This is a genomic window from Haloterrigena gelatinilytica, from assembly GCF_013342145.1.
In the GTDB taxonomy this organism is placed as follows: domain Archaea; phylum Halobacteriota; class Halobacteria; order Halobacteriales; family Natrialbaceae; genus Haloterrigena; species Haloterrigena gelatinilytica.
Genome location: NZ_JABUQZ010000001.1, coordinates 1,421,097 through 1,446,188 on the forward strand (window position 1 = coordinate 1,421,097; position 25,092 = coordinate 1,446,188).

At 67.6% G+C, this 25,092-nt stretch carries 23 protein-coding genes and 1 pseudogene; 12 read left to right on the top strand and 12 right to left on the bottom strand.

Annotated elements, in window-relative coordinates; all coding sequences use genetic code 11:
• Window positions 1-108: 108 nt before the first annotated feature.
• Entirely contained in the window at window positions 109-1,008 is a 900-nt protein-coding gene (locus tag HTZ84_RS07205; protein ID WP_174680050.1) for a DUF7139 domain-containing protein, read from the top strand.
• Between the two features lie 98 nt (window positions 1,009-1,106).
• Window positions 1,107-2,135 (top strand): disk-shape morphogenesis protein volactin, encoded by a 1,029-nt coding sequence (locus HTZ84_RS07210; RefSeq protein WP_049914565.1) that lies wholly within the window; start codon window positions 1,107-1,109, stop codon window positions 2,133-2,135.
• Window positions 2,136-2,226: 91 nt separating this feature from the next.
• Here the strand turns inward: HTZ84_RS07210 and HTZ84_RS07215 are convergent, their stop codons facing one another.
• Complete coding sequence (locus HTZ84_RS07215; protein WP_174680051.1) at window positions 2,227-2,394, bottom strand: TFIIB-type zinc ribbon-containing protein; 168 nt, start codon at window positions 2,392-2,394, stop codon at window positions 2,227-2,229.
• 163 nt (window positions 2,395-2,557) lie between these two features.
• Between HTZ84_RS07215 and HTZ84_RS07220 the strand changes: the two genes are divergently transcribed.
• Together HTZ84_RS07220 and HTZ84_RS07225 are read left to right on the top strand one after the other, a co-directional pair.
• Entirely contained in the window at window positions 2,558-2,959 is a 402-nt protein-coding gene (locus HTZ84_RS07220) for a hypothetical protein (protein ID WP_008895322.1), read from the top strand.
• A 9-nt stretch (window positions 2,960-2,968) separates the two neighbouring features.
• A complete protein-coding gene (locus tag HTZ84_RS07225; RefSeq protein WP_174680052.1) occupies window positions 2,969-3,607 on the top strand; it encodes an METTL5 family protein in 639 nt (212 codons plus the stop codon).
• Between the two features lie 416 nt (window positions 3,608-4,023).
• On the opposite strand, the gene HTZ84_RS07230 is transcribed toward HTZ84_RS07225, so the two are convergent.
• The 4 genes from HTZ84_RS07230 to HTZ84_RS07245 form a co-directional block, all read right to left on the bottom strand.
• The gene (locus tag HTZ84_RS07230) at window positions 4,024-5,274 is read right to left on the bottom strand and encodes an ABC transporter permease (RefSeq protein ID WP_174680053.1); all 1,251 of its coding nucleotides are present in this window, start codon (window positions 5,272-5,274) and stop codon (window positions 4,024-4,026) included.
• On the bottom strand, window positions 5,271-6,545 hold the full coding sequence (locus tag HTZ84_RS07235; RefSeq protein WP_174680054.1) for an ABC transporter permease: 1,275 nt from the start codon (window positions 6,543-6,545) through the stop codon (window positions 5,271-5,273). Before HTZ84_RS07235 ends, HTZ84_RS07230 begins: the two co-directional genes overlap by 4 nt.
• Window positions 6,535-7,305 carry an ABC transporter ATP-binding protein gene (locus HTZ84_RS07240; RefSeq protein WP_174680055.1) on the bottom strand — a complete coding sequence of 257 codons (771 nt, stop codon included), beginning with the start codon at window positions 7,303-7,305 and terminating at the stop codon, window positions 6,535-6,537. Before HTZ84_RS07240 ends, HTZ84_RS07235 begins: the two co-directional genes overlap by 11 nt.
• A gap of 301 nt (window positions 7,306-7,606) precedes the next feature.
• On the bottom strand, window positions 7,607-9,436 hold the full coding sequence (locus HTZ84_RS07245; RefSeq protein WP_174680056.1) for a rhomboid family intramembrane serine protease: 1,830 nt from the start codon (window positions 9,434-9,436) through the stop codon (window positions 7,607-7,609).
• Between the two features lie 158 nt (window positions 9,437-9,594).
• On the opposite strand from HTZ84_RS07245, the gene HTZ84_RS07250 reads away from it, so the two are divergent.
• Window positions 9,595-9,879 (top strand): DNA-directed RNA polymerase subunit L, encoded by a 285-nt coding sequence (locus tag HTZ84_RS07250; RefSeq protein ID WP_174680057.1) that lies wholly within the window; start codon window positions 9,595-9,597, stop codon window positions 9,877-9,879.
• A 168-nt stretch (window positions 9,880-10,047) separates the two neighbouring features.
• Here HTZ84_RS07250 and HTZ84_RS07255 read toward each other — a convergent pair whose 3' ends face one another.
• The 4 genes from HTZ84_RS07255 to HTZ84_RS07270 all read right to left on the bottom strand — a co-directional run bounded on the left by HTZ84_RS07255 (window position 10,048) and on the right by HTZ84_RS07270 (window position 14,111).
• Window positions 10,048-10,917, bottom strand: a complete 870-nt coding sequence (locus tag HTZ84_RS07255) for a hypothetical protein (protein WP_174680058.1) — start codon at window positions 10,915-10,917, stop codon at window positions 10,048-10,050.
• A gap of 173 nt (window positions 10,918-11,090) precedes the next feature.
• Complete coding sequence (gene hisF / locus HTZ84_RS07260; RefSeq protein WP_174680059.1) at window positions 11,091-11,903, bottom strand: imidazole glycerol phosphate synthase subunit HisF; 813 nt, start codon at window positions 11,901-11,903, stop codon at window positions 11,091-11,093.
• Window positions 11,904-12,024: 121 nt separating this feature from the next.
• Window positions 12,025-13,389: a hypothetical protein gene (locus tag HTZ84_RS07265; protein WP_174680060.1), complete on the bottom strand. Its 1,365-nt coding sequence runs from the start codon at window positions 13,387-13,389 to the stop codon at window positions 12,025-12,027.
• Complete coding sequence (locus tag HTZ84_RS07270; protein WP_174680061.1) at window positions 13,386-14,111, bottom strand: hypothetical protein; 726 nt, start codon at window positions 14,109-14,111, stop codon at window positions 13,386-13,388. The genes HTZ84_RS07265 and HTZ84_RS07270 overlap by 4 nt, the downstream gene beginning before the upstream one ends.
• Window positions 14,112-14,307: 196 nt before the next feature.
• Between HTZ84_RS07270 and HTZ84_RS07275 the strand changes: the two genes are divergently transcribed.
• Window positions 14,308-14,490, top strand: coding sequence for a DUF7550 family protein (locus HTZ84_RS07275; RefSeq protein WP_174680062.1), 183 nt, complete (start codon window positions 14,308-14,310; stop codon window positions 14,488-14,490).
• 30 nt (window positions 14,491-14,520) lie between these two features.
• On the opposite strand, the gene HTZ84_RS07280 is transcribed toward HTZ84_RS07275, so the two are convergent.
• Entirely contained in the window at window positions 14,521-14,748 is a 228-nt protein-coding gene (locus HTZ84_RS07280) for a ribbon-helix-helix domain-containing protein (RefSeq protein WP_008895334.1), read from the bottom strand.
• 304 nt (window positions 14,749-15,052) lie between these two features.
• The gene (locus tag HTZ84_RS07285) at window positions 15,053-15,352 is read right to left on the bottom strand and encodes a hypothetical protein (protein ID WP_174680063.1); all 300 of its coding nucleotides are present in this window, start codon (window positions 15,350-15,352) and stop codon (window positions 15,053-15,055) included.
• Window positions 15,353-15,608: 256 nt separating this feature from the next.
• Here HTZ84_RS07285 and HTZ84_RS07290 point away from each other — a divergent pair, with 256 nt between their 5' ends.
• The 3 genes from HTZ84_RS07290 to menD all read left to right on the top strand — a co-directional run bounded on the left by HTZ84_RS07290 (window position 15,609) and on the right by menD (window position 19,454).
• Window positions 15,609-16,214 (top strand): sulfite oxidase-like oxidoreductase, encoded by a 606-nt coding sequence (locus HTZ84_RS07290; RefSeq protein ID WP_174680064.1) that lies wholly within the window; start codon window positions 15,609-15,611, stop codon window positions 16,212-16,214.
• A gap of 85 nt (window positions 16,215-16,299) precedes the next feature.
• A complete protein-coding gene (locus HTZ84_RS07295) occupies window positions 16,300-17,655 on the top strand; it encodes an isochorismate synthase (protein ID WP_174680065.1) in 1,356 nt (451 codons plus the stop codon).
• Window positions 17,652-19,454 carry a 2-succinyl-5-enolpyruvyl-6-hydroxy-3-cyclohexene-1-carboxylic-acid synthase gene (menD, locus tag HTZ84_RS07300; protein WP_174680066.1) on the top strand — a complete coding sequence of 601 codons (1,803 nt, stop codon included), beginning with the start codon at window positions 17,652-17,654 and terminating at the stop codon, window positions 19,452-19,454. Before HTZ84_RS07295 ends, menD begins: the two co-directional genes overlap by 4 nt.
• 285 nt (window positions 19,455-19,739) lie before the next feature.
• Here menD and HTZ84_RS07305 read toward each other — a convergent pair whose 3' ends face one another.
• Window positions 19,740-20,798 carry a DnaJ domain-containing protein gene (locus tag HTZ84_RS07305; protein WP_174680067.1) on the bottom strand — a complete coding sequence of 353 codons (1,059 nt, stop codon included), beginning with the start codon at window positions 20,796-20,798 and terminating at the stop codon, window positions 19,740-19,742.
• 612 nt (window positions 20,799-21,410) lie between these two features.
• Here HTZ84_RS07305 and HTZ84_RS22795 point away from each other — a divergent pair.
• The 3 genes and pseudogenes from HTZ84_RS22795 to HTZ84_RS07320 form a co-directional block, all read left to right on the top strand.
• Window positions 21,411-22,415: pseudogene (locus HTZ84_RS22795) on the top strand (right-handed parallel beta-helix repeat-containing protein); the annotation flags it as partial.
• A 137-nt stretch (window positions 22,416-22,552) separates the two neighbouring features.
• Window positions 22,553-23,446, top strand: a complete 894-nt coding sequence (locus HTZ84_RS07315; RefSeq protein WP_174680068.1) for a 1,4-dihydroxy-2-naphthoyl-CoA synthase — start codon at window positions 22,553-22,555, stop codon at window positions 23,444-23,446.
• A gap of 356 nt (window positions 23,447-23,802) precedes the next feature.
• Entirely contained in the window at window positions 23,803-25,068 is a 1,266-nt protein-coding gene (locus tag HTZ84_RS07320) for a DUF7405 family protein (RefSeq protein WP_174680069.1), read from the top strand.
• Window positions 25,069-25,092 lie beyond the last annotated feature (24 nt).

Genomic DNA, 25,092 nt, shown 5'->3' on the forward strand with positions numbered 1-25,092 from the left:
GAACAAGTCGGTCGCGATCGGTGGCGCCGATGTGACCGCAGCACCCCGCTGAAACGGATTGGTTTCGCGACCCAACAGTCATAGTACTGGAGTATAAACGGGGTGCTAATGTCAGCGGAACAGTCTCCAGACGGATTTCTCTTCGACCTCTACCGTCGGTACATCGGCGAGCCGGAGGATCGAACCGACGTCTACGTCGGCTTCGGTCTGTTTCTCGGCGGCATCGGCCTGGCAAGCATCGCGCTGTTGCTCTTTCTGTGGAGCAGTACGTTCGAAGCCCGCAGCGCGGCCCACATAACGTGGGCCGAACCCGCGTACGGTATCGTCATGATCGCGCTCCCGCTTCTCATGCTGGGGATCGTGGTCTTGCTCCCCTCCGAGCGCCGGGTGCTGTACACGTCGATAGCGGGCGTCGCCGTTACGCTCGTGGCCGTCGTCGGCTTCCTGTACGCCTACCCCGACGACTGGAACGGTTACGGAGCCGACTACACGGCGCAGGTCGTCGCGATTTACGCGATCGGTCTCGCCGGCCTGACGGCGTCGACCGGCGCGGCGCTGATCGCCCACTACCTCGATATGGCCCAGCGCGTCCAGGCCGTCGAAACTGACGACGAGGACGAGGAGGACGAACTCACCGACGCCGACGTTCGGGGCGACATCGACGAGGCGATGGAGGACGTCGAACTCTCCTGGGGCGGCGTCCAGAAGACCGAACACAAGCGTCTGAGTTTCTCCGAGGACGAGTTGGACGAGGTCTCGATCGACGCCGACGCCGGGACGAAGACGACCCGTTCGACCGGCGTCGACGCGCAGGTCGCCGGACTCAAGGGACTGAAAGGCGGCGAGACGAAGACGACCACCTCGCAATCGACGGTCGACGATCAGACGGCGAAACTGAAGGAACTCCGCGAGCAACAGCGGGCCGAGGAGATGGCGACGGCCGACGACGACGGCTCGCCGCTGTCCGGCCTGCTCGCCCGGTTGCGTCAACTGCTGGGTCAAGAGTAATCCTTCGCTACCCAAAGTTAAAATATTCTTACTACCACGTAGTTTGAGATGTAAGGAATTCACATAGATTTATAATCCGTGGGCCACCTTGGCCAACTATGGCGAAAGGCCTAGACGTTGGAACGATGAACATCCTGTCAGCACAACAGGATGGGAACGATACGGTATTCGTGCAGCAGCGTAACTCCTTCGTGGAAATCGAGTACTCGGATATGGCCGAGCAAATGCTCTCGCGGAGCGAAGTTCTTCATATCCGGAAGGACGACAAGGTGTACGTCGTCGGCGACGACGCACTCAATTTCGCGAACATTTTCAACAAGGAGACCCGCCGACCGATGAAACACGGGATCCTCTCGAACGACGAGAAGAGCGCGATCCCGATGATGAAGCTCATCATCGAGCAGGTCGTCGGCGAGCCCGCGTATCCGGACGAGAAGCTCTACTTCTCTTCCCCGGCGGATCCGATCGACTCGGACCTCTCGACGCTGTACCACCAGAAGACGATCGAGTCGTTCCTCGACGACATGGGATACGACTCCGAACCGATCAACGAAGGGATGTCCGTCATCTACAGCGAACTCGCGGACAACAACTTCACCGGACTGGGCATCAGCTTCGGCGCCGGCATGACGAACGTCTGCCTGGCCTACTACGCGGTGCCCGTCATGAAGTTCTCCGTCGCCCGCGGCGGCGACTGGGTCGACGAGCAGGCCGCCCGCGCGACGGGCACGCCCGTCGACAAAGTCACCTCCATCAAGGAGGACGACTTCGAACTCGACTTCACGACCGACGTCGGCGGCGTCGAGGGCGCGCTCTCGATCTACTACGAGAACCTGCTCGACTACGTCATCGAGAACATCGTCAAGGAAGTCGACGAGGAGGACGTCGAGGAAGGACTGGACGTCCCCGTCGTCGTCACCGGCGGCACCTCGAGCCCCAGCGGCTTCGAGGCGCTGTTCCGTGACCACTTAGAGGACGCGAACATTCCGTTCTCGATCAGTGGCGTGACCCACGCGAACGAACCCCTCTACAGCGTCGCACGCGGTGGCCTCGTCGCCGCCCGATCCGACGAGGACGTCGACCACGAGGCCGACGACGACGTCGAAGCGGAAGCCGAAGCCGAATAACTCGTCCCCCCGTTCTTTCCGTTCGATTCTCCCCCAGAGCCCGTCGTATCGACGCACTCGGCTCGAGTTCGACGGCCCCCCCTACCGGCGGTCAACTCTCGTAAAACCGGTTGAACGCGTCGCGCCAGGATTCCGGCTCTTCCCCCTCGCGGATGTGGTCGACGGGGATGTCCGCGAATCCACAGTGGGGACACATGGTCGTCGAGACGTCGCCCAACGAGAGTTCCTCGAGCGAGCCCTGACACCGTGGACAGTTCATATCCGACTCACTCACACGGACTCTCCTTAACTCTATTCGAAACTATCACGAAAAAGTATATTTCGGCCGCCGGCAGCGCCGACTCGTCGTCGAGCGAACGGACGCTATATTACTACTGGACATTTACAAAGGTTTTTGTATGCAACTAGTGTATCCCCTCGCAATGAGCACGTCATCGTCTCCCGAACTCGAATCGACGATCGACCGCTGTCGACCCGCCGACGCCACCCCCGTCACGCTCGAGGCCGAGTCGCTGGAGTCGACGGCGCCGGAGTACCTGCGCGATCTGAAACGCGAACTCACCGACGAGGCCCTGGTTCCGGCCCGCCTCTCCGTCGACGCCTGTTTCGACGAGGACTGCTCGCTGGCGACCCAGGACGAGATCGACCGCGTGCGCGGCTACGTGCGGGCGGGATCGTTCCTCGGCGTCGGGAGCGTGACGGTCCGCGTCGACGACGTCGCCGATCCGGAGAAGGTCCGCCCCGCGCTCGCGGCCTGTGCCGAACGGGCCGAACGCGAAGGGCTCGCGCTCGAACTCGAGGGGCCTATTACGATCGACGCCTAACGCGTCGGCATGTCAGGGCCGTCGCGGCGGACGCTCGCTCGAGCGCTCGAAGCGCTCGCCGATTTCGCCGATCCGTCACCCGCCCTCGAGCAGTATCTCACGCCGCCGGAGATCGCCGCCCACATCGCCCACCAGGCGCGCATGCAGGGCGATCTCGAGGGGTGGACCGTCGATCTCGGGACCGGAACCGGGATGCTCGCGATCGCCGCCTCGCTGGCCGGCGCCGAGGGCGTCGTCGGGATCGACGTCGATCCCGAGGCCCTCGCGCTGGCCCGGACCAACGCCGCCCGGATCGACGAGGCGGGCAAAGACGGTCCGCTCGAGTGGATCCGCGGCGACGCTGCCGAACCGCCGCTGTCGCCGCCCGTCGACGGCGACGTCACCGTTCTCTCGAACCCGCCCTTCGGCGCCCAGCGCGGGAACCGCCACGCCGACCGCGAGTTCCTCGAGACCGCCCGCTCGATCGCGACCGTCTCCTACACGATCCACAACGAGGGCAGCCAGGAGTTCGTCGAGTCGTACGCGGCCGACGCCGGCGCCGACGTGACCCACGCGTTCCGGGCCGAGTTCCCGATCGCGAAGCGCTTCGAGTTTCACACCGAGGCGGAGGCGACGCTCGAGGCGGAAGTGTTCCGGATCGAGTGGTGAGTGGCTGATTCGTAACGGGAGATATTCGCGTCTGTACTGAAGCCGTATGTTCAGCAGAGAACACTGAAAAGAAGCGTTCTGCTATCGTGGCAACAGGGAGTTGCCACGCCCTCCCCACCCGATTCGCTCGTTTCATCTGCTCACGGGCGCTTCGCGCCCGTTCGCATGGTCTGCGGGACCTTCGGTCCCGCACCACTCGCTCATCCACTGGAAGACGCTTCGCGCCTTCCAAGCTGCTGAAAATCGGAGATTTTCGCATCACGAGACGGCTTCGCCGTCTCGAACGACTTCGTTCGTTTCACTCACGAAGACCTCGCACGAGTTTCGACTGCGGTTCGCCGGTAGCTCACCGCAGTCCAGCGCGCGCCACTGCACGTCGGATGATCGAATAGGAACGGTAACGCCTCTGTCTACCGTTAGGCCTCGAGGTGCTCGAGTCGGGCGTACCGACCCGCCCGCCAGCCCGTCAGGAGCGCGACGACGGTCCCGACGACGATCGCCAGGGCGAACCCGACGGCGTACACCTCGAGGGGCGTCCGCAGGAGCGACTCGAAGCCGACGACCGTCGCCGTGAGGCGGTTGAGTCCGCGCGTGAGCAACGGCGTCGCGGCGAGGCCGACGACTCCGCCCAGCAGCCCGATGACCAGCCCCTGGACGCCGATCGTCCCCGCGAGGACCCACCGCGAGAGGCCGACCGCCCGGAGCGCGGCGAGTTCGTCCCGCTGCTGGTAGGCCACGAGGGCGAACAGGTTGACCGTCAGGACGATGCCGCCGACCAGCGAGAGCCCGACCAGCGTCGCGCCGCTGGCGAGGACGAGCGGCCGTTCTTCGACCATCGACCCGATCTGCTCGTCGCTCGTGCGGACGTCGTAGCCCGGATACGCCGCGTCCAGGTCCTCGGCGACGGCGTCGCGGTCGGCCCCCTCCTCGACGCTGGCCGTGACGAACGTCGCCCGGTCGGTGCCGGTCGTTCCGGCGACCGCCTGCAGGTCAGTCAGCGGCACCGTCTCGACGTCCGTGCCGAGGAACTGCGAGTAGTAGGAGGCGATGCCGACGACGGTGAACTCGTTGTCTCGGGCCGTCTGGCGGCTGGTCCCGACGGAGACCGTATCGCCGACCGAGACGCCCAGCGACTCGGCCGTGCCGGGATCGAGCACGATCTCCTCCGTCGTCGGCTCGCTCGGCCGGTCGGCGGCGGAGTAGTTGCCGTCCGAGTGGTTCATCTCGGTCTCGAACCCGCCGCCGGCCTCGAAGTCGAAGCCGTCGTGGGTCTCGTGGACCCCGACCGCCGACGTCCGCACCGCGTCGTCGCCCGTCGCGACGTAGAGTTCGTGCATCGCGATCGGCGAGGCGGAGCTGACGTCGTCGCGTTGGGTCATCTCGGCCGACATCGCGTGGGCGTCGACGATCGGGTTCGCCGTGTCGCTGGATTCGGGATCGATCGATTCGCTCGTGACCCAGATGTCCCGGCCGGCGTTCTCGAGGCCGTTCTCTCCCGTTTCGACGACGCCGACGCCGAGACTCGCCAGTAGCGTCACCGACAGCACGGCAAGCGCCACCGCGAGGACGGTCAGCGCGGTCCGACCGGGCGAGCGGCGAAGCTGTGCGAACGCCAACCCGACGACGGCCCGCGTTCGGACCGCCGCGCGGCGCAGTCGCGGGCTCATCGCCCCACCTCCGTCAGGACGGACGTGCGAGCCGCGACGACCAGCGGGTAGGGGACGGCCACCAGTCCCGCGACGAGCGCGACGGCGACCGCGTAGGGAACGAACAGCGGATGGAGTTCGGCGACGGCGCCCGGCGCGACGGTCGCGCTGGCGATCCGGTTGACGGCGTAGATCCCGCCCGCGCCGAGCGCGACTCCCACGAGCGCACCGCCGAGGGTCGTCAACAGCGTCGAGACGGCGACGATGGCGAGCCGACTGCGCGTCGTGAAGCCGACCGACTCGAGGACGGCCAGCGTCCGCCGGTCCTCGTTGACGGTCATCCCCATCGTCGTCGCGACGAACGAGGCGCAGATCGCCACGCCGACGATCAGCGCGAGCAGGCTCGTCGCGAAGGCCAGTTCGTCCTCGAACAGCGTTGCGGGGTTCGTTCGATCGACCGACTGGACCGTCGCCTCGGGATAGGCGTCGGCGGCGGCCGACTCCGCGGCGGCGTCGTCGCCCCACACCAGCACCTGATCGGCCAGTTCGCCGTCGGACGCCCCGGTCAGCGCCTGCAGTTCGCTCAGGTGGATCAGCCCGACCGGCGTCTCGGTCTCGCCGTCGCCGGCCGTCTCGACCGCCGCGACCGTCGACGACGGCGCCGCGCCGTCGGGCAACTGCTCGCCGCCCGGCGTGAGCTCGTCGCCGGCCTCGGCCTCGAGTCGATCCGCCGCGGCCGCCGAGAGCACGATCTCGCCCCGGCGCGGGCCGTCGTACGAGCCGTCGGCGTAGTGGGGATCGCCGGACTCGAGTTCGTCCGTCGGAAGCCCGGCGACGGTGCGGGAGGCGTCGTCGGGGACGACGCCGACGAGCAGGATGCGCTTCGACTCGCCGTCGGCCGACTCGAGCGCGACCGGTTCGACGAGCACCGGGGAGGCGTGGCCGACGCCGTCCCGATTCCGGATCCGCTCGGCGCGCGCGTTGGCCTCGCCGAGCTGGGACTTCTCGACGCCGTCGACCGCCGCGAGGGAGTCGCTTTCCGCGGGAGCGACGCGGACGTCGGCGTCGTCCTGGTCGACGGTGGCGCCGTCGGCGAGCCCCAGCGCGATCCCGGTGACGACGATCAGGAGAGCGATGGTCAGCGCGACGGCGGCCGTCGTCGCCGCGAGCCGTCGCGATCTAGTCCCCGTCGCGCGCTTCCAGAGGCGGACGACCGAGACGGTGACGACCCCCCACCAGCGAGCGCGGCGACTGCCCGCGGTCGTCGTCTCGAACCGATCGTCACCTGCCATCGTCGACCACCCGCCCGTCGCGAAGCGTGACCACGCGGTCGGCGACGGCCAGCGTCGAGTCGTCGTGGGAGGCGACCAGCACGGTCCGGTCGCGTCCGATGTCCGTCAGGAGGTCGAGCACGTCCGCGCCGGTCGCCGTGTCGAGCTCTCCCGTCGGCTCGTCGGCGACGATCACGTCCGGATCCGTCACCAGCGCCCGAGCGATCGCGACGCGCTGGCGTTCGCCGCCGCTGAGTTCGCCCGGAGAGTGGTCGATCCGGTCCCCGAGGCCGACCTGCTCGAGCAGCGACTTGGCCCGCTCGCGTCGCGTCGATCGGCCGATCCCGGCCTGGACGAGGGGGAGGGCGACGTTCGCGCGGGCCGACAGCGACGGCAGGAGGTGAAACCGCTGGAAGACGATGCCGACGTGGTGGCGTCGCAGCCGCGTTCGCTCGCGGTCCGAAAGCGACGTGAGGTCGGCCGTGTCGAGCAGCTGGATCCGTCCCGCGGTCGGCACTAACAGCCCGCTGACCGCGTGCAGGATCGTCGACTTGCCGCTGCCGCTCGGTCCCTCGAGACCGACGGTCTCGCCCGCGCCCACCTCGAGCGTGACGTCTCGAAGCGCCGTCACCGTCCGGTCCTCGCTCGAGCGACCGCGGCCGCCGCTCGAGCCGTACTCGTGGGTGACGTCCTTGAGGCGAACGGCCGTCGGCGATTCGCGCTCGTCGGTGGTCGTCGGGCCGGCCTGGGGGGTCGTCCGCCGGAGTGCATGGTCGCTCATCGGTCCGTAGGTCAACTCGATCGGACCGACCACGCAGCGGGTCATTGTTTCTCTCAGGCTTCCCGAAGCCACGCGGTCGTTAACGGACGTTGTGATCGCCGCAAGAACGTCTTCGCGAGAGCACCGTTATCGAACCCTGACCGTTCGAGAACGCGAGCGATACGCGCTCGAACCCCGGTCCGGTCGATCGAAACGTGAAAGTACTGCGGACTGTCGTCCATACGAACCGATTTACGAGAGCGGCGACGCTGCTGCGGCGAGGCGGTCGGGAGAAACGGGCTGATCGCGCGATCTGTCGGACCTATCTGTACGTCTCTCGGGTCGCGACCGCGACCCTGGTCCCGTCGGCGCTCGCGTAGATCGTGTCGTCGACCCGATCGAACGTGAGTCCGCCCGCCGTCTCCGTTTCGCCGTCGGCGGGCATCGGCGTCGTCCCGACGGTCTCGCCCGCCTGCGTCTCGATCTCGAGGACGAACTCGCCGTCTCGGGACTCGATCGTGACGTTGCGGTCGTCGATGCGGACGTCCGCCCGCGACCCCTCGGACTCGTGGGCGAGCCGTCGGTCCTCCCCCTCGGGCCAGATCTCGACCTGATAGACGGTGTCGTTGCCGACCGGCTCCCAGCCGGTCCGCTCGACGTGGACGGTCTCGCGCCAGCCCGGGCCGCCGACGACGACCTCGGCGTCGCCGGTGAAGGCGAGCCGGTTGGCCGGCACCTCCTCCACCCAGATCTGGCGCTCCGTGCTCGAGACGATCACCCCGCTGGACTCGAGCGAGACGGCCTCCGCGAGCGGCCCCACCTGGACCGGCGAGACCTTCTGGTTCTCGACTCCTTCGGCGTACTGGATCGTGTAGTCCTCGATCTGGACGGCCGACTCGGAGGCCGCGGTCGCGTCGTCGAGCACGAAGAGGTTGACCGGGACCGCCGCGCCGGCGACGACGGCGAAGACGGCCAACACGGCGAACAGCGCCGTCTTGCGCCGCGTGACCGACGAGAGCCGCGTCGACCCCCGGTCGGTCGCCGCCGTCGCGATCTCGCCGATCCGCTCGAGGGGCGAGGTCGACGACCGATCGCCGCCGCGGGCGATCTCGAGCGGCCGAGCGACGGCCGATCCGGAACTCGAGCCGCGGAGTCGAGCGAGGCGACGCTCGAGTCGGTCGGGGACGACCGGGCGCTCCGAGGCCGTTATCGCGATCGTGACGACGAGCGCGAGGACGACGACGACGAGGACGCCGGGGCCCTGAAAGAGGTAGTAGACGTTCGCGCTGCCGAACCAGTAGATCTGCCACAGGCCCTGGGCGAAGCCGAACAGCAGGATCGCGATCCAGACCCGAAGCGCGTCGGGACGGTGGCCCCGTCGCCGGAGGAGTCCGATCGCGAGGACGAGCCCGATGAAGAATCCCAGCGCGTGGCCCTGGATGGCGATGCCGGCCCACGAGGGCGCCGACGGGGCCCGCGGCTGGGCGACGTAGACGCCGATCGGCGTCTGGAGCGCGCGATAGAGCGTCAGCAGTGCGCCCTGCACGCCGAGCACGCCGACGAGCGTCACGATCGGATAGTGGACGAGCGAGAAGGCCGCGAAGGCGAAGACGACCCCCGAAAAGCCGATGACCGGGCCGAGCGCGAACAGGCTCGAGCCGATCGTGATCGCGACGACGATCAGCGGGAAGACCACCAGCGCGCGGATCCACGGATCGGTCCGCCACGACGTCCCCGCCGTCTCGCCCCGTCCATCGGGGTAGTGGCCCCAGGCGTACTCCGCGATCGGCGCGACGACGACGGCGCCGGCGAGGTTCCCGATGAGGTGTCCCGGGCCGGCGTGGGAGAACGACGCGGTCAGCATCCCCAGCGGGTAGAAGTACGAATACGCGCGGTAGGGGAGCGTTACCGGGTTCCCGAACGCGGTGATTCCGTCCTGGACGAACAGATAGACGCAGTAGACCAGCGCGATCACGAGTAACGACCCCCACGGGACGCCCAGGACGAGTCGCGAGCGGGCGACGTCGCCCCAGCGGCGGGCGGGGCTGTGGAGTCGGCGGACGACGGCGACGGAGGCGAGCGCCGCCGCCACCACGAACAGCGGGAAGACGACCGACAGGACGATCGTCAGGAGGGCCTCCTGCGAGAGCATATCCAGTGGTTCGGCCGCGGCTGTATATTGGTTTAGGTTATCCCTATCGCGGGTCGCGCGATCGCCGATCACGCACGCGCGGTCGACCCCCGTCGCCGACCGCCGCCCCTCGAGCCCGAACAGAAAGCTACAAGCGGCCGACGACCGGAACGGTGGACATGGAACTGCGGGTCACCGAGAGCACCGACACCGAACTCTCGATCGAGATCGCCGGCGAGGATCACACCTTCATGAACGTCCTCAAGGGCGCACTGCTCGAGCACGAGAACGTCAGCGCGGCCACCTACGACGTCAACCCCGAACAGTCGGGTGGCCAGACCGAACCCATCCTCACGATCAAGACCGAGGGCGGCGTCGAGCCGCTCGAGGCCCTCGAGGATGCGGCAGTCAACGTCCGCGAGAAGGCCATCTCCTTCCGCGAGGCGTTCGAAGCGGCCGCCTGAACAGGAGCTTCGACACTCGATCTCGGGGCTCGAGTCCTCGTCTTCTCGCCGGAACTCTCGCTCGAGATAGTCCGCGCTCCGTCCGGACGAGCACGGCGTAGTCGACGGAGCAGCGTGCTCTCGGCTCCAATCAGTCTGACCGACTACCGTGCCGGATCATCAATGAGTCTAGCAGGCCGCGTAGTGGACGTAGACCTCTCCTTCGACGACGTGCAGATCGAGTCCCTCGCGCTCGAGTTCGGGATCCGTGACCGCGTCGCTGGTCTCGAGTCCGCCGGCGATTTCGTCGGCGAGGGCGGCCTCGTCGTCGTAGTCGTCGATCGATAGCGGCGGGGTCAACGGACCGCTGGCGCCTGCGCTCCCGCAATCGACGCCGAAATCGCTCGGCCGGACGCCCTCTGATTCCGTCCCGTCGTGCTCGCTCGCTACGTACGCTCGGTTGTTGTACTCGGCGTAGGCCGCGAGCCCGTCGTCGTACGAGCGCGAGCTATCGCGTTCGGCCTCGAGTCGGTCGTGAACCTCGAGTTCGGTCGCCTCGAGGTCGATCCCCGCGGCCTGGCTGCCCTGGCCCGGCGCGTCGGGCGGCGACGGCTCGCCGACGCCCGGGAGGATCGACAGCGGGACGACGCCGGTCGCGAACAGCGCGGCGACGACGACGATGGCCGCCAGGATCGGTGCGTACGGCTTGGCCACCTCGAGCCAGCTGGACGTCTCGAGTTCGCCGGCGACGTCGTCGTAGCGCTGCTCGATCTTCTCCAAGTCGTGGTTACCGCAGCGCGAACACGGCGGGTTGTACTTGACGTGGTCGCGACCGCAGTCCTGACAGCGCCAGACGTAGGTGGTGCCGGTATCGACCGTTTCCGTCTCGGTCACGCCGGTGTCGACGGCGGGGTCGCTCGAGGACTCGCTTCGCTCGGCCTCTGTCTCGCCTTCGCCCTCGCGGACGACCGCCTTCTCGAAGGTGTTGTGCCCGCAGTTATCACAGGGAGGGTCGTTTTCCGCGTGAGGTTTGCCACACCACGTGCACCGCCACTTCACTGGTCGTAACGCACGACCGTGTCGATATAAGCGTGTTGGAAGTCGAAACGAACGGCCTGAATTGCCACGCTCACTGGCTCACGGCCGACTGCCGTTCGCCGTTTCGTTCGCTCGCGGCTCGCGGTTTCACCGCTCGCATTCTCGAGATACTCGCTCCGTCCGGATCTCGCAGCTCAGAGTCGCACCGGAACGTCTCGCTCGTCCAGATACTCCTTGGTCTCCTCGATCGAGTACTCGTCGAAGTGGAAGATCGAGGCCGCGAGGCCGGCGTCGGCGCCGGCTTCAGTGAACACGTCGTACATGTCCTCGGGACCGCCACAGCCAGAGGAGGCGATGACTGGCGTGTCGACGGTCTCGCAGACCGCCTTCGTCAGCGGCAGGTCGTAACCGTCCTTGGTGCCGTCCTTGTCGATCGAGTTGACGAACAGTTCGCCCGCGCCGCGGCGTTCGGCTTCCCGTGCCCACTCGAGGACGTCGATACCGGTTCCCTCGCGGCCGCCCTTCTTGGTGCACTCGAACCAGCAGGACTCGCCGTCGATCTCGACGTAGTGTTCGCCCTGCTCGTCGAACCGCCGCCTGGCGTCGACGCTGATGACGATACACTGGTTGCCGAAGGCTTTCGCGCCCTCGGTGATCAGTTCGGGGCGCTCGAGCGCGCCGGTCGTGATCGAGACCTTGTCGGCGCCGGCCCGTAGCGTCTCCTTGATGTCGTCGGTGGTGCGGATGCCGCCCCCGACGGTGAGGGGGATGAAGACCTCGTCGGCGACGCGCTCGACGACGTCGAGCATCGTCTCGCGGCCCTCCGCGGAGGCGGTGATGTCGAGGAAGACGAACTCGTCGGCGCCGGACTCGTTGTACGCCTTGGCCATCTCCACCGGATCGCCGGTGTACTTCAGGTCCTCGAAGTTGACGCCGGTGTAGACCGCCGGGTTCCCGTCCTCGTCCAAGTCCACGTCGATACACGGGATGATTCGCTTTGTCAGCATGTGGTCGTTGTGCGAGCCTTGGAACCCGGGATAGTAAAGTCGTCCCCATCGCTCGTTCGAGCGACGGACGGGGTGCCGTCCCGGTCGGCGAGTCGTCACCGCGATCGCCGCGACGCCGTCCTCAGGCCGACCGCAGTCGCTCCCGGAACGCCTCGACCGCGTCGGGAAGCGCCTCGAGTTGCGCCCGGATGCGCGCGTACTCGCCGTACTCGGTGAGCAGCGAGACGCCGACCTCGGGATCGTTGTCCGCGGCCCGCCGGACGCCGTCGTCGGTCCACTCGAGCGAGCGGAGCGTCTCCGCGAGGACGTACGCGCCGATCGACGGCTCGGTCACCGACGCGACGGCCGACGCGGCCGCCTCGATCGCGGCCGTTCGCTCCGCGCGGATCTCCGCGACCGATTCGGGGGCCGCCAGCGTCCCGTCGTCGATACGGCCCCGCACCCGCTCGAACGCCCGGTACCGCGCCTCGAACCGGACGGCCTCGGTGAGCGCGATACCTGCGTGTCCGTCCTCGATCGCCCCGTTCAGGCCGTCCGCCGCCCTCGAGACCGGATCCACCGTCCGCCAGAGCACCTGCCCGAGATGCTGGTCGTCGAGGTCCGCGTCGACGATTCCCTCGAGCCAGTCGTCGTCGGCCCGATCGGGGATGGTGACGCTCTCGATGCGCTCGGTCGACGTCTCGAGCGCGGCGTCGAAGATCGGCTTCAGGTCGGTCGACTCGTCGGTCCGCCCGTCGAACCGCGCCGCGAGGTGCTCCCAGACGGTCCGCGTGGCCGTCGCGAACTCGAGCACGCCGGCGCCGTCGCCGATGTCGATGACGGAGGCGCCGTCGTCGACGTTCCACCGATTCCGACTGAGTTGCTCCGCCGCGCGCCGGAGGTCCGATTCCTGGCGCGCGTAGAACAGCGCCGCCCGAAGCAGTTCGTCCTCGCCGTCACCGCCGCGGTACGCGACCGAACTGAGTCGGTCGTTGACGCTCGAGCGGACCGCATGTCGCTCCTCGCGCAGGTCCGCGACGATCGTTCCCTTCTCGCCCTCGATGGCGTCGAGCGTGGTCGACGCTACCCGCGCGGCGTCGCGCGCCTCTCGCGTCGTTCGAAGCGCGTGGTACCGATCGTCTCCGGTGGCCGCGGCGGCCTCGTCGCGGTAGTCGCGGGCCTCGTCCCGACGCTCGCCGATCGACTGCCGAACGACGCCGTTGGGGACCGCCTCGGCCTCGAGCGAGTCCGGAACGTCCGCCAGTAGCGTCTCGACGCGCTCGAGGCCGTCGTCGACGGCGTCCGACGTCGGAACCACCGGTACCGGCCACTCGATCTCCGGCGGCTCGGTCTCGTCGGCGAGCACGTCGGCCGCGTCGGCCGCGGTGAACGACGATCTCCCGTCGTCGGTCCACGAGAGCGCGCTACAGCCGGCGAGCGCGGCACTGCCGACCGCGGCGACCCCCGATAAGAACCGTCGGCGATGGCTGCGGCCGCAGTCGCTCATCGCGGTTCCTCCGCGCTCGGAGCGTCAGTGTCGTTGGTCTCGGTTCCGGCAGTTTCGTTCGCGGTGTCGGTTCCGTCCGTCTCGTTCGCCGCGGAGCCGTTCCCACCGCCGGCGCCGCTCGGACAGGTGGTGCGTTCGGAACTCCCTCGACTCGAGGGGGGATCGTCGTACGGGCGGTGGACGCGGACGAACACCGCTTCCGTGACGGATCTGTCCGCCTCGCACGGCTCCATCGGGGCTTTCAGCGCTCGACAGTAGTCCGTTCGGAACTCGCCGTCGGCCGCGCGGACGCTCAGCAGCCGTCGGCGATAGCAGTCGTCGATCGACCGCTGGTCGACGTAGATCGATTCGCCGTCGAAATCGGTCTCTTCGACGAACGCTCGAGCGGCGTCGACGTCGTCGTCCGCGGCGGCGCCGGTGAACCACAGCGCGGCGGCGTCGTCCTCGTCGGTGACGAAGAAATCCGCCAGATAGCGCGGGGCCCGTTTCTCTTCGGCGTCTTCCGCGGCGTCCTCGCTCGAGTAGGCGACGGGCGTGTCGTCCGCCGAACGGATCGACAGCGACTCGTACTCGTGGGTCGACTCGAGCGTGCCTCCCTCGGAGGAGGAGTGGCCGGAGACCGATTCGCCTTCGCTGAACCCGACGCAGCCGGCGAACGCGGCCGAAAGACAGCCGCCGCTCGCTGCGAGCAGCCGCCGGCGAGAGAGCGATGTGGAGGGCATCGACACCGTATTGGTAGTCTAAGTGTAAATATATAGTGATTGACCGGATTCGGGAGCGCGATTCTCCGACCGACGCTTTTCGTTGCGAGACGCTGAGTCGCGCCAAACGACCGTTCGACGGCCTCGAGGAACGAGCGAGTCTCCGTTCGTCGACGAGAGAGGTGTCTTTAAGGCGGTGAGTCGGCAACAGGCGAGTATGGCAGACGACACGAACCAGACGGCAGACGGCGATACGGGCGCCGACGTCGGCCACGATCTCGAGGCCGAGCGGACGACCGCACCGATGAGCGACTACGGGATGCGCGAGGTCGGAATCGGCCTCGTCGTCGCACTCCTCGGCCTGGCCGTCGCGTTCGGAATCCCGTTGCTCGCGGTCTAACTGAGTGGTCGAGAGCGAAAATCGGCGGCGTTAGAAGACGTACTCGTCGTCGTGACCCATCATACCGTCGTCTTCGAGGCCGGTTCCACCGCTCGTCCCCTCTTCCTCGTCCATCGGTCCGCTGGTCTTGTAGGCTTTGATCCCCGTCGAGAGGAGGTCTTCGATCGCCTCCTCGCGGTTGACGAACTCGCCGCGCTCGACCATCTGGGCGATCTGCATCTCGAGGTGTTCCGGGATGGTGATCTCTACTTTCGGCATCTGATTCGGCTTTCGGCGAGGGGGTATTTAGGTCTGACGGGGACACTACACGCCGCGGATCGTCCCCGATCGTCGCACGCGGCGCCGACCGCGAATTGGCGCTACCGCTCGCGGATCGAGGGTCGGTCGCTTCGAGTTCGCTGCGGGCGGTCTCGAGTCGGGAGAGCAGCTATCTCGGCGCGACCGACCACTCCGCGAGCCGTCGGATCGATGGTCGCTAGTACCCGTCTAGAAAGGACCGCTGACGGCGACGCAGCGATCGAATCGCGATCGTAACCGCGGGTATCGGTCGCGTTCGATGCCGTTACCGGTTGCCCATCATGGAGTCGAACGCGTTCTTCAGCGTCGTCCCCGGCTGGGTGATCGACTGGAGCTGGTTGAGCATCTTCCGCTGGTTGAAGTAGCTCGCGAACGCGAGGATGGTCGGCGGCCAGAGCCCGATGAACGTACCCAACTCTCGCTCGCCTCGAAGGAAGAAGTAGTACAGCGAGAGGCCGACGGATGCGGCCGACGCGACGAACGCGGGACCCATGGCTTCTTCGCCGACTTGTTCCGCTGACTGTTCGGTGACTTCTCGTTCGGCTATCTGCTGTCTACTTGCCATACAGGTAAGCGTGGTCGAGACTGTACTAAGGGATGGCGAGGGTTTCGAGAGGAAGCCCCTGAATTGTGATGTCGGACCGACTGTTACAGTTCGTTTCATCCCCGCCACCGGCCCGGAAATACGAGCTTACGTGTCGACGATCGTTTCATTCGAGCGGTGTGTCTCGGTCACACGCGACACGTCGATGGATGGGTTATCGGCTCAGTCCGTCCGCTGGAGGCGTCACATCTACCCGTGTCGGGACGTACGCACGCGTATGACCAACGACGACGCGACCGACGTTACGGAACTCTACCGCGAGTTCGGCGACGAGCGGCTGCCGCCCGGGCAGCGGGAGACTTCAGCGTTTCCGGTGCTCTCGAAGAGCGGGACGCCCGACTGGGATCCAGAGACGTGGGAGTTCACCGTCACCGGCGCCGTCGACGAGGAACTCTCGCTCTCGTGGGACGAGTTCCGCGACCTGCCGAGCGAGACCCAACAGCAGGACTTCCACTGCGTCACCGGCTGGAGCAAGTTCGACTGTCAGTTCACGGGCGTTTCCTTCACAGAGATCGCCGAGCGCGCGGGAATGCACGACGACGTGGTCCACGTGATGTTCTCCGCGCTCGACGGCTACACCACCGATCTCCCCCTCGAGGACTGCATGCGCGAGGAGGTCCTGTTCGCGTGGGCCTACGACGGCGAGCCCCTCCCCGAGGACCACGGCGGTCCGCTGCGGGTCGTCACGCCCCACAAGTACGCCTACAAGGGGGCGAAGTGGGTCGACGGCGTCGAATTCCTCACCGAGCCCCAGCGAGGCTACTGGGAGAAACGCGGCTACTCGGAGACGGCGAATCCGTGGGAAGAAGAACGGTACAGCTAGGCGCGAGCGGGGATCGATAGCGGGGAGCGCGGGCCGGCGCCCGGGATAGTTAGGCTGAAGGCGCGGCGGTCCCGAACTGCGTTCGATGGATCGATCGTCGGGTGAGCGTCGGCTCGCGAGTGATTCCGACTCGCTGCTAAGCGCCGACGCGACCCCCCTCGTCAGCGCCAGCCGGAAACTCGAGGACGTGTCGTTCGGCGCGGTCGTCGACGCCGACGACGAGTCGCGAGTGCTCTGGTCGACGCCCGACGGACTGGAGATCGTCGGCCGAGGCGTCGCCGCTCGCCTCACGGCCGACGGAACCGAGCGGTTCGACCGACTCCGGGCCCGCGCGAACCGGGCGTTCGACGACCTCGAACACGACGGCCCGCGCGTCGCCCGACCACGAGCCTTCGGCGGCCTCTCCTTTCACGACGGCCACGAGCCGACGCTGCCGTGGACCGGATTTCGGGCGGGCGAGTTCGTCGTCCCGCAGGTACTGGTCGTCCGGAGCGACGCGGACACCTGGCTGACGACCGTCGCGTCGGACCACGAGACGGCGGCGGACCGACTCGAGCGCTGGACCGACCGGCTCCGGGAGCTGCCGTCGATGCGACCGAGCGGCGACGGCCCCGGCGTCGAATCGACCCGGAGAACCACGTCGCGCGCGGACTGGACCGCCCAGGTCGAGACCGCCCTCGAGCGGATCGAACGGGGCGAACTCACCAAGGTCGTCCTCGCGCAGGCGCTGTCGGTCGACCTCGAGGGACCGGTCGACGTCCCCGAAACGCTCGAGCGGCTGCGCCGCCGGTACCCGAACTGTTACCGGTTCCTGGTCGGCCGCGAAGACGGCGGCACGTTCTTCGGCGCGCCGCCGGAACGGCTCGTCGCCAAGCGCGGCGACCGCGTCGAGACGGAGGCGCTCGCGGGGTCGGTCCCCCGCGGCGAAACCCCCGAAGCCGACCGGGCCTACGCCGACGAGATGCGCGACAGCGAGAAGTTCCAGCGCGAACACGGCCTCGTCGCCGACGCGATCCGCGAGCAACTCGAGCCGCTCGCGAGCGACCTGACGATCGACGAGCGGACGATCAGGCGGCTGGCGAACATTCAACACCTGCAGACGCCGATCGAAGCGACTCTCGAGGGCGATCGCCACGTCCTCGAGATCGTCGAGGCGCTGCACCCGACGCCCGCCGTCGGCGGCGTGCCGCCCGCGGCGGCCTGGGAGACGATCCGCGACGCCGAGACGTTCGATCGCGGCTGGTACGCGGCGCCCATCGGCTGGTTCGACGCTGCCGGCGACGGCGAGTTCGCGGTCGGCCTCCGCTCGGGGATCGCGACCGACGAGACGGTCACGCTCTTCGCGGGCAGCGGCATCGTCGCCGACAGCGACCCCGCCGAAGAGTGGGAGGAGGTACAGCTGAAGTTTCGACCGATCCTCGACGAACTGGACGACCGATGAGCGCACCGAACCGCGCGACGCTGTGGGGCCGCGTGTTGGTCGACGAACTCGCCAAGGGCGGCCTCGAGGCGGTCTGCATCGCCCCCGGCAGCCGGTCGACGCCGCTGACGGTCGCCTTCGCCGCACACGAGGAGATCGACGTCTACTCCCACCTCGACGAGCGCTCGGCGGCCTACTTCGCGCTCGGCCGGGCGCGCCGGACCGGCGAGCCGACGGCGATCGTTTCTACCTCCGGGACGGCGACCGCGAACTTTCACCCGGCCGTGATGGAGGCCGACCAGGCCCGCGTCCCGCTGCTCGTGCTCACGGCGGACCGCCCGCACGAACTCCGCGACAGCGGCGCGAATCAGACCGTCGATCAGGTCGAACTCTACGGCGACGCGGTCCGCTGGGACGCCGAACTCCCCGATCCCGAGGCGGACGAGCGCAAGGTGCGGAGCCTCCGAACGACCGCCGCCCGGGCGCTGTCCGAGACCGGCGGCGTCGATCCCGGTCCCGTCCACCTGAACTGTCCGTTCCGCAAGCCCCTCGAGCCGATCGAAGTCCCCGACGCCGTCCCCGACGCGTTCGCGGAGACGTCCGCCGGACGCGGACGCGACGGCGCGTTCGTCGACACCGAGTTGGGAACGCGATCGCTCGCGGACGCGCAGTACGAGAAACTCGTCCGCGCACTCGAGGACGCCGACCGGCCGCTGATCGTCGCGGGACCGGCGGATCCCGCCGATCTGTCCGCGCTCGATCCCGACCGCGTCGCCACCGTCGCCGAGCGCGTCGGCGCGCCGATCCTCGCGGATCCGCTCTCGAACCTGCGGTTCGGCCCGCACGTCGACCGGGAGTCCGTGACGGGGCCGGTGTACGGCGGTTACGACGCCTACATCGACCTGCTGCCGGCACCCGACGTCGTCGTGCGGTTCGGCGCGTCGCCGACCTCGAAACCCCTGCGGAACGCGCTGCGGGATTCGGACGCCCGTCAGTTCCTGATCGACCCCGCGGGCGACTGGCGCGAGGCGACGTTCACCGCGACGGATCTGCTGGCCGCGTCGCCGGGGCCCGTCTTCGAGGGGCTGTGCGAGCGCCTCGAGGCCGACGACGTGGCGCAGCCAGAATCCGAAAACGGGTGGCTGGCCGCCTTCGCCGACGCGGAGCGTCGCCACTGGGCGGTTCGCGACGCGGCCCTCGAGTCGGCGCCCCTCGAGTCCGAGCCGTTCGAAGGGGCCGTTCTCGCCGACGTCTTCGAGGCCGCGCCCGATCCGGCGACGATTTTCGTGTCCAACAGCATGCCGATCCGGGACGCCGACCGGTTCGGCCGGCCCCGCGACGCCGACCTGACGGTGCTGGCGAACCGCGGCGCCAGCGGGATCGACGGGATCACGAGCGCGGCGCTCGGCGCCGGCAGCACGACCGACGAGCCGCTGGTGCTCGTCACCGGCGATCTGGCCTTCTACCACGATTCCAACGGATTGCTCGCCGTCGACCGCTGTGGCGTCGACGCCACCATCGTCCTGCTGGACAACGACGGCGGCGGCATCTTCCACGAACTGCCGATCGAGGCGTTCGAGCCGCCCTTCACGGACCAGTTCAAGACGCCCCACGGCCTCGAGTTCGACGCGCTGGCCGACTTTTACGACCTCGCGTTCGAGCGCGTCGCCCCCGTCGACTTCGCGAGCGCGTATCGGCGGTCGCTCGAGTCCGAGGGGACGCAGGTGCTCGCCGTCGAATTCGACTCCGAGGCGAGCCACCGGCGGCGGGACGCGCTCGCGGAGCGGATCCATGCGGAGCTTCGAGGGGAGGGCGAGTAGCGTCGTTATGACTGTTCTGGCGTGCGGTGGCGCGCGCTGTCCTGCGCCGAACGGAGAGTGTGGCGCAGGTCGAAGCCGTGCGAGGTCTTCGTGAACGGAGTGAACGAAGGCGTGTCAGAACTCGTTCTGACAGTGGATGAGTGAGCGACTGCAAGGAGCGAACGAATCGGCTGGGGAGGACGTGGGCATCCCTTGCCACCAGCGTGAGCAGAACACGTTCCGTATTCCGTCTTGTTCGGCAAGTTTTGATCGTCCTCGTCCAATACAGACGCCACTACCCGCTATTCAAGGACGAAGCGCCCACCAGAGCGCGAGGGCGTAGCCGAAAGGGATCCAGACGAAGCCGAGCGCGACCAGCCCGGGCAGCGAGAACTGCGACACGGGGGCCAGCCACTCGATTCCGATCGGGAACAGGACGCTCCAGGAGCCGAACACTACTGCCGCCACCCGCGGTCTAGTGAGCAGGTAGCCCACGAGGCCGAGCGTGCAGGCGGCGACGACGGCCTTGACCGGCATCGAGAACACCGGCGTCAGCGCCGCCGCGACGAACACCGGATAGAGCAGCCAGCAACAGCCGATCGTCACCGCAGTCGAGTACTCGAGGGACTGGCCCTCCCACTCGAGGTCGACGTCATCCGTCCAGTCGTGGACGGCGTACTGGAACTCCGAGGCCTCGGCGTCGCCGTCGGCTCCGGTAGCCGTCGCGGTCGACCCGCCGCGGGTCGAGGTCGCCGACGCCGTCGTCTCGTCGTCGAACGACAACCCGCCCGTCGCTCGCTGTCGGGCCCGCTGCTGGCGTCGCCGCTTGCGCTGTCGCGCGTGGTGGCTCTCGGTCCGCGCGCCGCGTTGGGATCCGGAGCGGTCCGAGTCGGTCCGACTCGAGCCGGCAGCGGTTCGGCTACTGCTGCGGTGCCGGCCGCTCTTCGATCCCGTGTTCGAGTTCGTCCGCTGCGTTGCTCTCGATCCCGTCGCGTTCGCGCTCGCATCGGTGCTCGAGTCGCCGGCCGTCGTCGCGCTTGCTGCGTTCGACGACGATGCGTTCGAGCCAGTCGCTGACGCGTTCGATCCGTCGGTCGACGCACTCGAGTCGTCCCCGGTCCCCCCAGCGGAGTGGTCGGCGAGACGGACGTAGGACTCGTGGCCCAAGCGGTCGTACCGGGCCCGCTCGGTGCCGTCGGTCAGCACCGACTTCGCCGTCGAGACGCGCGTGAACTGCTCGGCGGCGTCGGGCGCGTCGTTGTGGTCCGGATGGGTCTCGAGGACGCGCTCGCGGTAGGCGGTTTGAATCTCCTCGCGAGTCGCGTCTGGCTCGACCTCGAGGACGTCGTAGTACGTCTCGCCCATCGCCTTCGGTGTCGAACGGCCGGCTGAAAAATCAATCGGCTTAGGTGATCGGCGTCCGAGTCCGGATCGGAAACTGAAAGCGACGTCTCGGTGCGTCGTTTCTCAGATCGATATATTGTATAGTGCTATATCAAATGGAGCGTTTGATCGAGACGGAGTATCACCTCTCTGGCGACGATATCGAACGCCTGGGCGTCTGAAAGCGTCGAACTTGGTTGACGGACGGCGAACCGTGCCGGTCTCGGATCCGGCACTCGATCGAAACGCGACTCGAGATCGGTGACCCGATCGCCTCGATCGCCGCCAGCGCTCTTCGAATCGGTATACGGCAATCAGACGTGACCGCTATACACTCGTCAGGACCAGTATGTTCCGAACAAGAGGTCATGAAATTCAATAATAGGTGTATTATAAGAAACTATGGCTGACACATCGACAGTGACGGGTGATGTCCAACGACACCAACGCCACCAGCGGCCAGCGGTTCGGACAGTCGACGCGACGGACGTTCCTCGGCGGCCTCGGAGCGACCGCCGGAATCGGCGCGTTGACATGAAATTCAATAATAGGTGTATTATAAGAAACTATGGCTGACACATCGACAGACATATCGACGAACTCGACTCGAGCGGCGGCACCGTCGTCGCGGGCGGCGGCGACTTCCGCTTTGGCGGTCCGGCCACGATCGGTGACGACACCGCGCTGGTCGGCCAGCAGGGAACGCGGCTCGTCGTCGCCGGCGGAGAAGACGGCGCGACGAGCGACGAACCGTCGGGCCACGACCTGATCCGCGCCCGCGGCGACGACGTGACGATCGCCAATATCGAGTTCGACGCGAACGGAACGCAACTCGACAACCACGCGATTCAGGCCGACGGCTGCGACGGTCTGCTGGTGGCGAACAACCGCACCGTCGACGGCTTCCAGATGGCGATCTCGTTTTCGCGGTGTACGAACGCACAGCTCGTCGGCAACGAGGTGCTCGACCCCAACTGGTACGGGATCACCGCCCGGGCCGCTGACGACGAGCTGGACCTGCGTCGCTCCGAGAACGTCGTCGTCGCGCGCAACTACGTCGCCGGCGTGACCTACAACAACATCGCGACCTACAACGTCAGCAACTTCACCGTCTACGGCAACGTCGTCGAGGACGGCGGCCACAGCCTCATCGCCTGCTCGCCCGCCCAGCAGGGCGCGATCGTCGGGAACGTCTGCCGGAATCTCGAGGAGTATGCCCCCGACCCCGGCGGCGAGGCGGGCATCGAGATCGAGTACAAGGAGACCCACGTCCGCGAAGAGATCGCCGACACCCCGCTGGCGCGCTCTTTCGATATCACCATTTCGGGCAATCAGGTCGATAACTGTCCGGTCGGGATCCTCGCTCGGACGGTCCCCGCCGACAGCGACAACGAGGCCGCCCGCGAGACGGAGCGTCCCTACAGCTTCACCGTGACCGGGAACGCGATCAGCGACGCCGCGGACGCCGGCATCCGGATCCGCTCCGGCGAGGCGGGCGTCGTCGCGACGAATACCGTTCGAAACAGTCCCGCGCCGCTCGAGATCGACGAGACCTACGCCGTCGATATTCAGCGGGGACTGAACGCGACTCGAGAGTGACCTGATTCGGATCGCCCGAACGAAACAACGGCTCGAACGCAGCGGACCGGCTGCTCGGACGGCGCATCGAGACCGCGCTCGAGGGACTCGAGCGCGACGCGAACCTATTTCACGGGCCGCGGACCAACGTCGAGCCAATGGTTTCGGAACTGTTCGACCCCGAGCGCTGGGAGCCGGTCGCGGAGCTGAACGACGAGTTCAGCGATATCACCTACCACCGGGCGGTCGACTCCGGCACGGTCCGGATCGCATTCGACCGGCCCGACGTGCGCAACGCCTTCCGGCCGGGGACCGTCGACGAACTGTACGATGCCCTGGACCACGCCAAACGCCAGACCGACGTCGGCTGCATCCTGCTGACCGGCAACGGCCCCTCCTCGAAGGACGGCGGCTGGGCGTTCTGTTCGGGCGGCGACCAGACCATCCGCGGCGAGGACGGCTACCAGTACGAAGGGGATGAAGAACGAGCCTCGGAGCAGGGACGGCTGCACATCCTCGAGGTCCAGCGTCTCATTCGTCACATCCCGAAGGTGGTCGTAGCCGTCGTCCCGGGGTGGGCCGTCGGCGGCGGCCACTCGCTGCACGTCGTCTGCGACCTCACGCTCGCGAGCGAGGAGCACGCGAAGTTCCTCCAGACCGATCCCGACGTGGCGAGCTACGACGCCGGCTTCGGCTCGGCCTACCTCGCGAAACAGATCGGCCAGAAGAAAGCGCGCGAGGTGTTCTTCCTCGGAAAGACCTACGACGCCGACGAGGCCGCGGAGATGGGCATGGTCAACGAAGCGGTCCCCCACGACGAGCTCGAGGAGACCGCCCTCGAGTGGGGCGAGCGCATCAATTCCAAGAGCCCGACGGCGATGCGGATGCTCAAGTACGCCTTCAACATGACCGACGACGGCATGATCGGCCAGCAGGTCTTCGCCGGCGAGGCGACGCGGCTGGGCTACATGACCGACGAGGCGAAGGAGGGTCGAGACGCCTTCGTCGAGGGCCGCGACCCCGATTTCGACGACTTCCCGTGGCACTACTGAGCGGCTGATCGCGTGATTCGCACCGTCGATAGGCTATCGGCTGTGTGAGTAGACCCGTTCGTAGCGAGACGTCGCCGCCTCTCGAGCGGACTACTACTGCTGGCAACGGGGAGCACCACGCCCTCCCCAACCGATTCGTTCGGGCCCGAGGGATTCACGCCGTTCATCCCTCGCGCAGTATCGACGACTGCCCTCGCTAACGCTCGGTCAGCCGTCAGCGCGCGCCACTGCACGTTGGACCGCCACCACTGGTGAGAACAATCCTGTGTTCACTGATAACACTCCTCGAGCACGTTGGTTCGACCCTTCGATCAGGGGAGAAAATCATTTGAGCGTCGGCGCCCGACTTCCGACCAGTGACACTTCCCGATCGGTCCGCGCTGTCCCGCCGGGACTACCTCCGGGCGCTGGTGGCCGTCGGCGGCGCGTCGGCGCTCAGCGCTTGCCTCTCCGAGAGCGGCGACGAGGAGGTCGACGTCCCGTCCGGAACCGACGACCCCGATTCGCTGCCGGCGCGGCAGCACGCCTGGAACGAGTTCCTCTCGACGGACGACGACGGGAACGTTCAGTTGCCGGAACACCACGTGCTGGTGGCGCTGTCGCTCTCGACCGAGCCGACCGACGAAGCGCGCGAGCAGGTCGAGGACGCGCTTCGGGCCCTCGAGCGCGCCTACGAGTGGAGCAACGAGGGGCTCGTCTTCACGCTGGGCTACACGCCGGCGTACTTCGACCGATTCGACGGCTCGCTGCCCGACTCGGTCGACCTCCCCGATCCGGAACCGATCGTCGGTGACGTCGACAGGTTCGACGAGTTCGACGCCGTCCTCCACCTCGCCAGCGATCACCCGGAGGTCACCCTCGAGGCCGAGCAGGGGCTGTTCGGCGAGCGCGACGAGTACAACGGCCTCGAAATCGAGACGGACCTGACCGGCGTCTTCGAGCGCGTCGACGAGCGGCGCCGGACCGGCTTCGTCGGGGCGGGACTTCCTGCCAACCACACCGACCTCGACGGCGTTCCGGAGTCGATCCCCGACGAGGCGCCGTCGCTGATGGGCTTTCGATCGGGATTCGCCGAGAGCCAGGCCCCCGAGGATCGCGTGACGGTCGCGGAGGGGCCGTTCGAGGGGGCGACGACCCAGCACGTCTCCTCGATGGCGCTCAACCTCCGGCAGTGGTTCGAACAGGACAGCCAACACCAGCGCGTCCAGAAGATGTTCAGCCCGGAACACGCCGACGAGGACGCGGTCGGCGCGACCGGCGAGAAGCTGACGACGACCAACGGGCTGACCGACGAGCGGATCGCGGCGACCGAAGCCGACGCCAGCGACCGCGGCGTCGTCGGCCACGCCCAGAAGGCCGCCCGCGGACGCGAGGACGGGAAGCCGCCGCTGTTGCGACGCGACTTCAGCACGGTCGACGACGACCGGCCGGGCGTCCACTTCCTCGCCCTCCAGGAGGGGATCGAGGATTTCGTTCGCGTGCGCCGGGCGATGGAGGGCACCGACCTCGACGTGACCAACCTCAACAACGGCATCACCGGCTACATCTTCGTCGACCGACGCGGGAACTACCTGCTCCCGCCGCGGTCGCTGCGGGCGCTGCCGCCGGCGAATCCCGACTAGACGACTCGAGGACGAAACCGACAG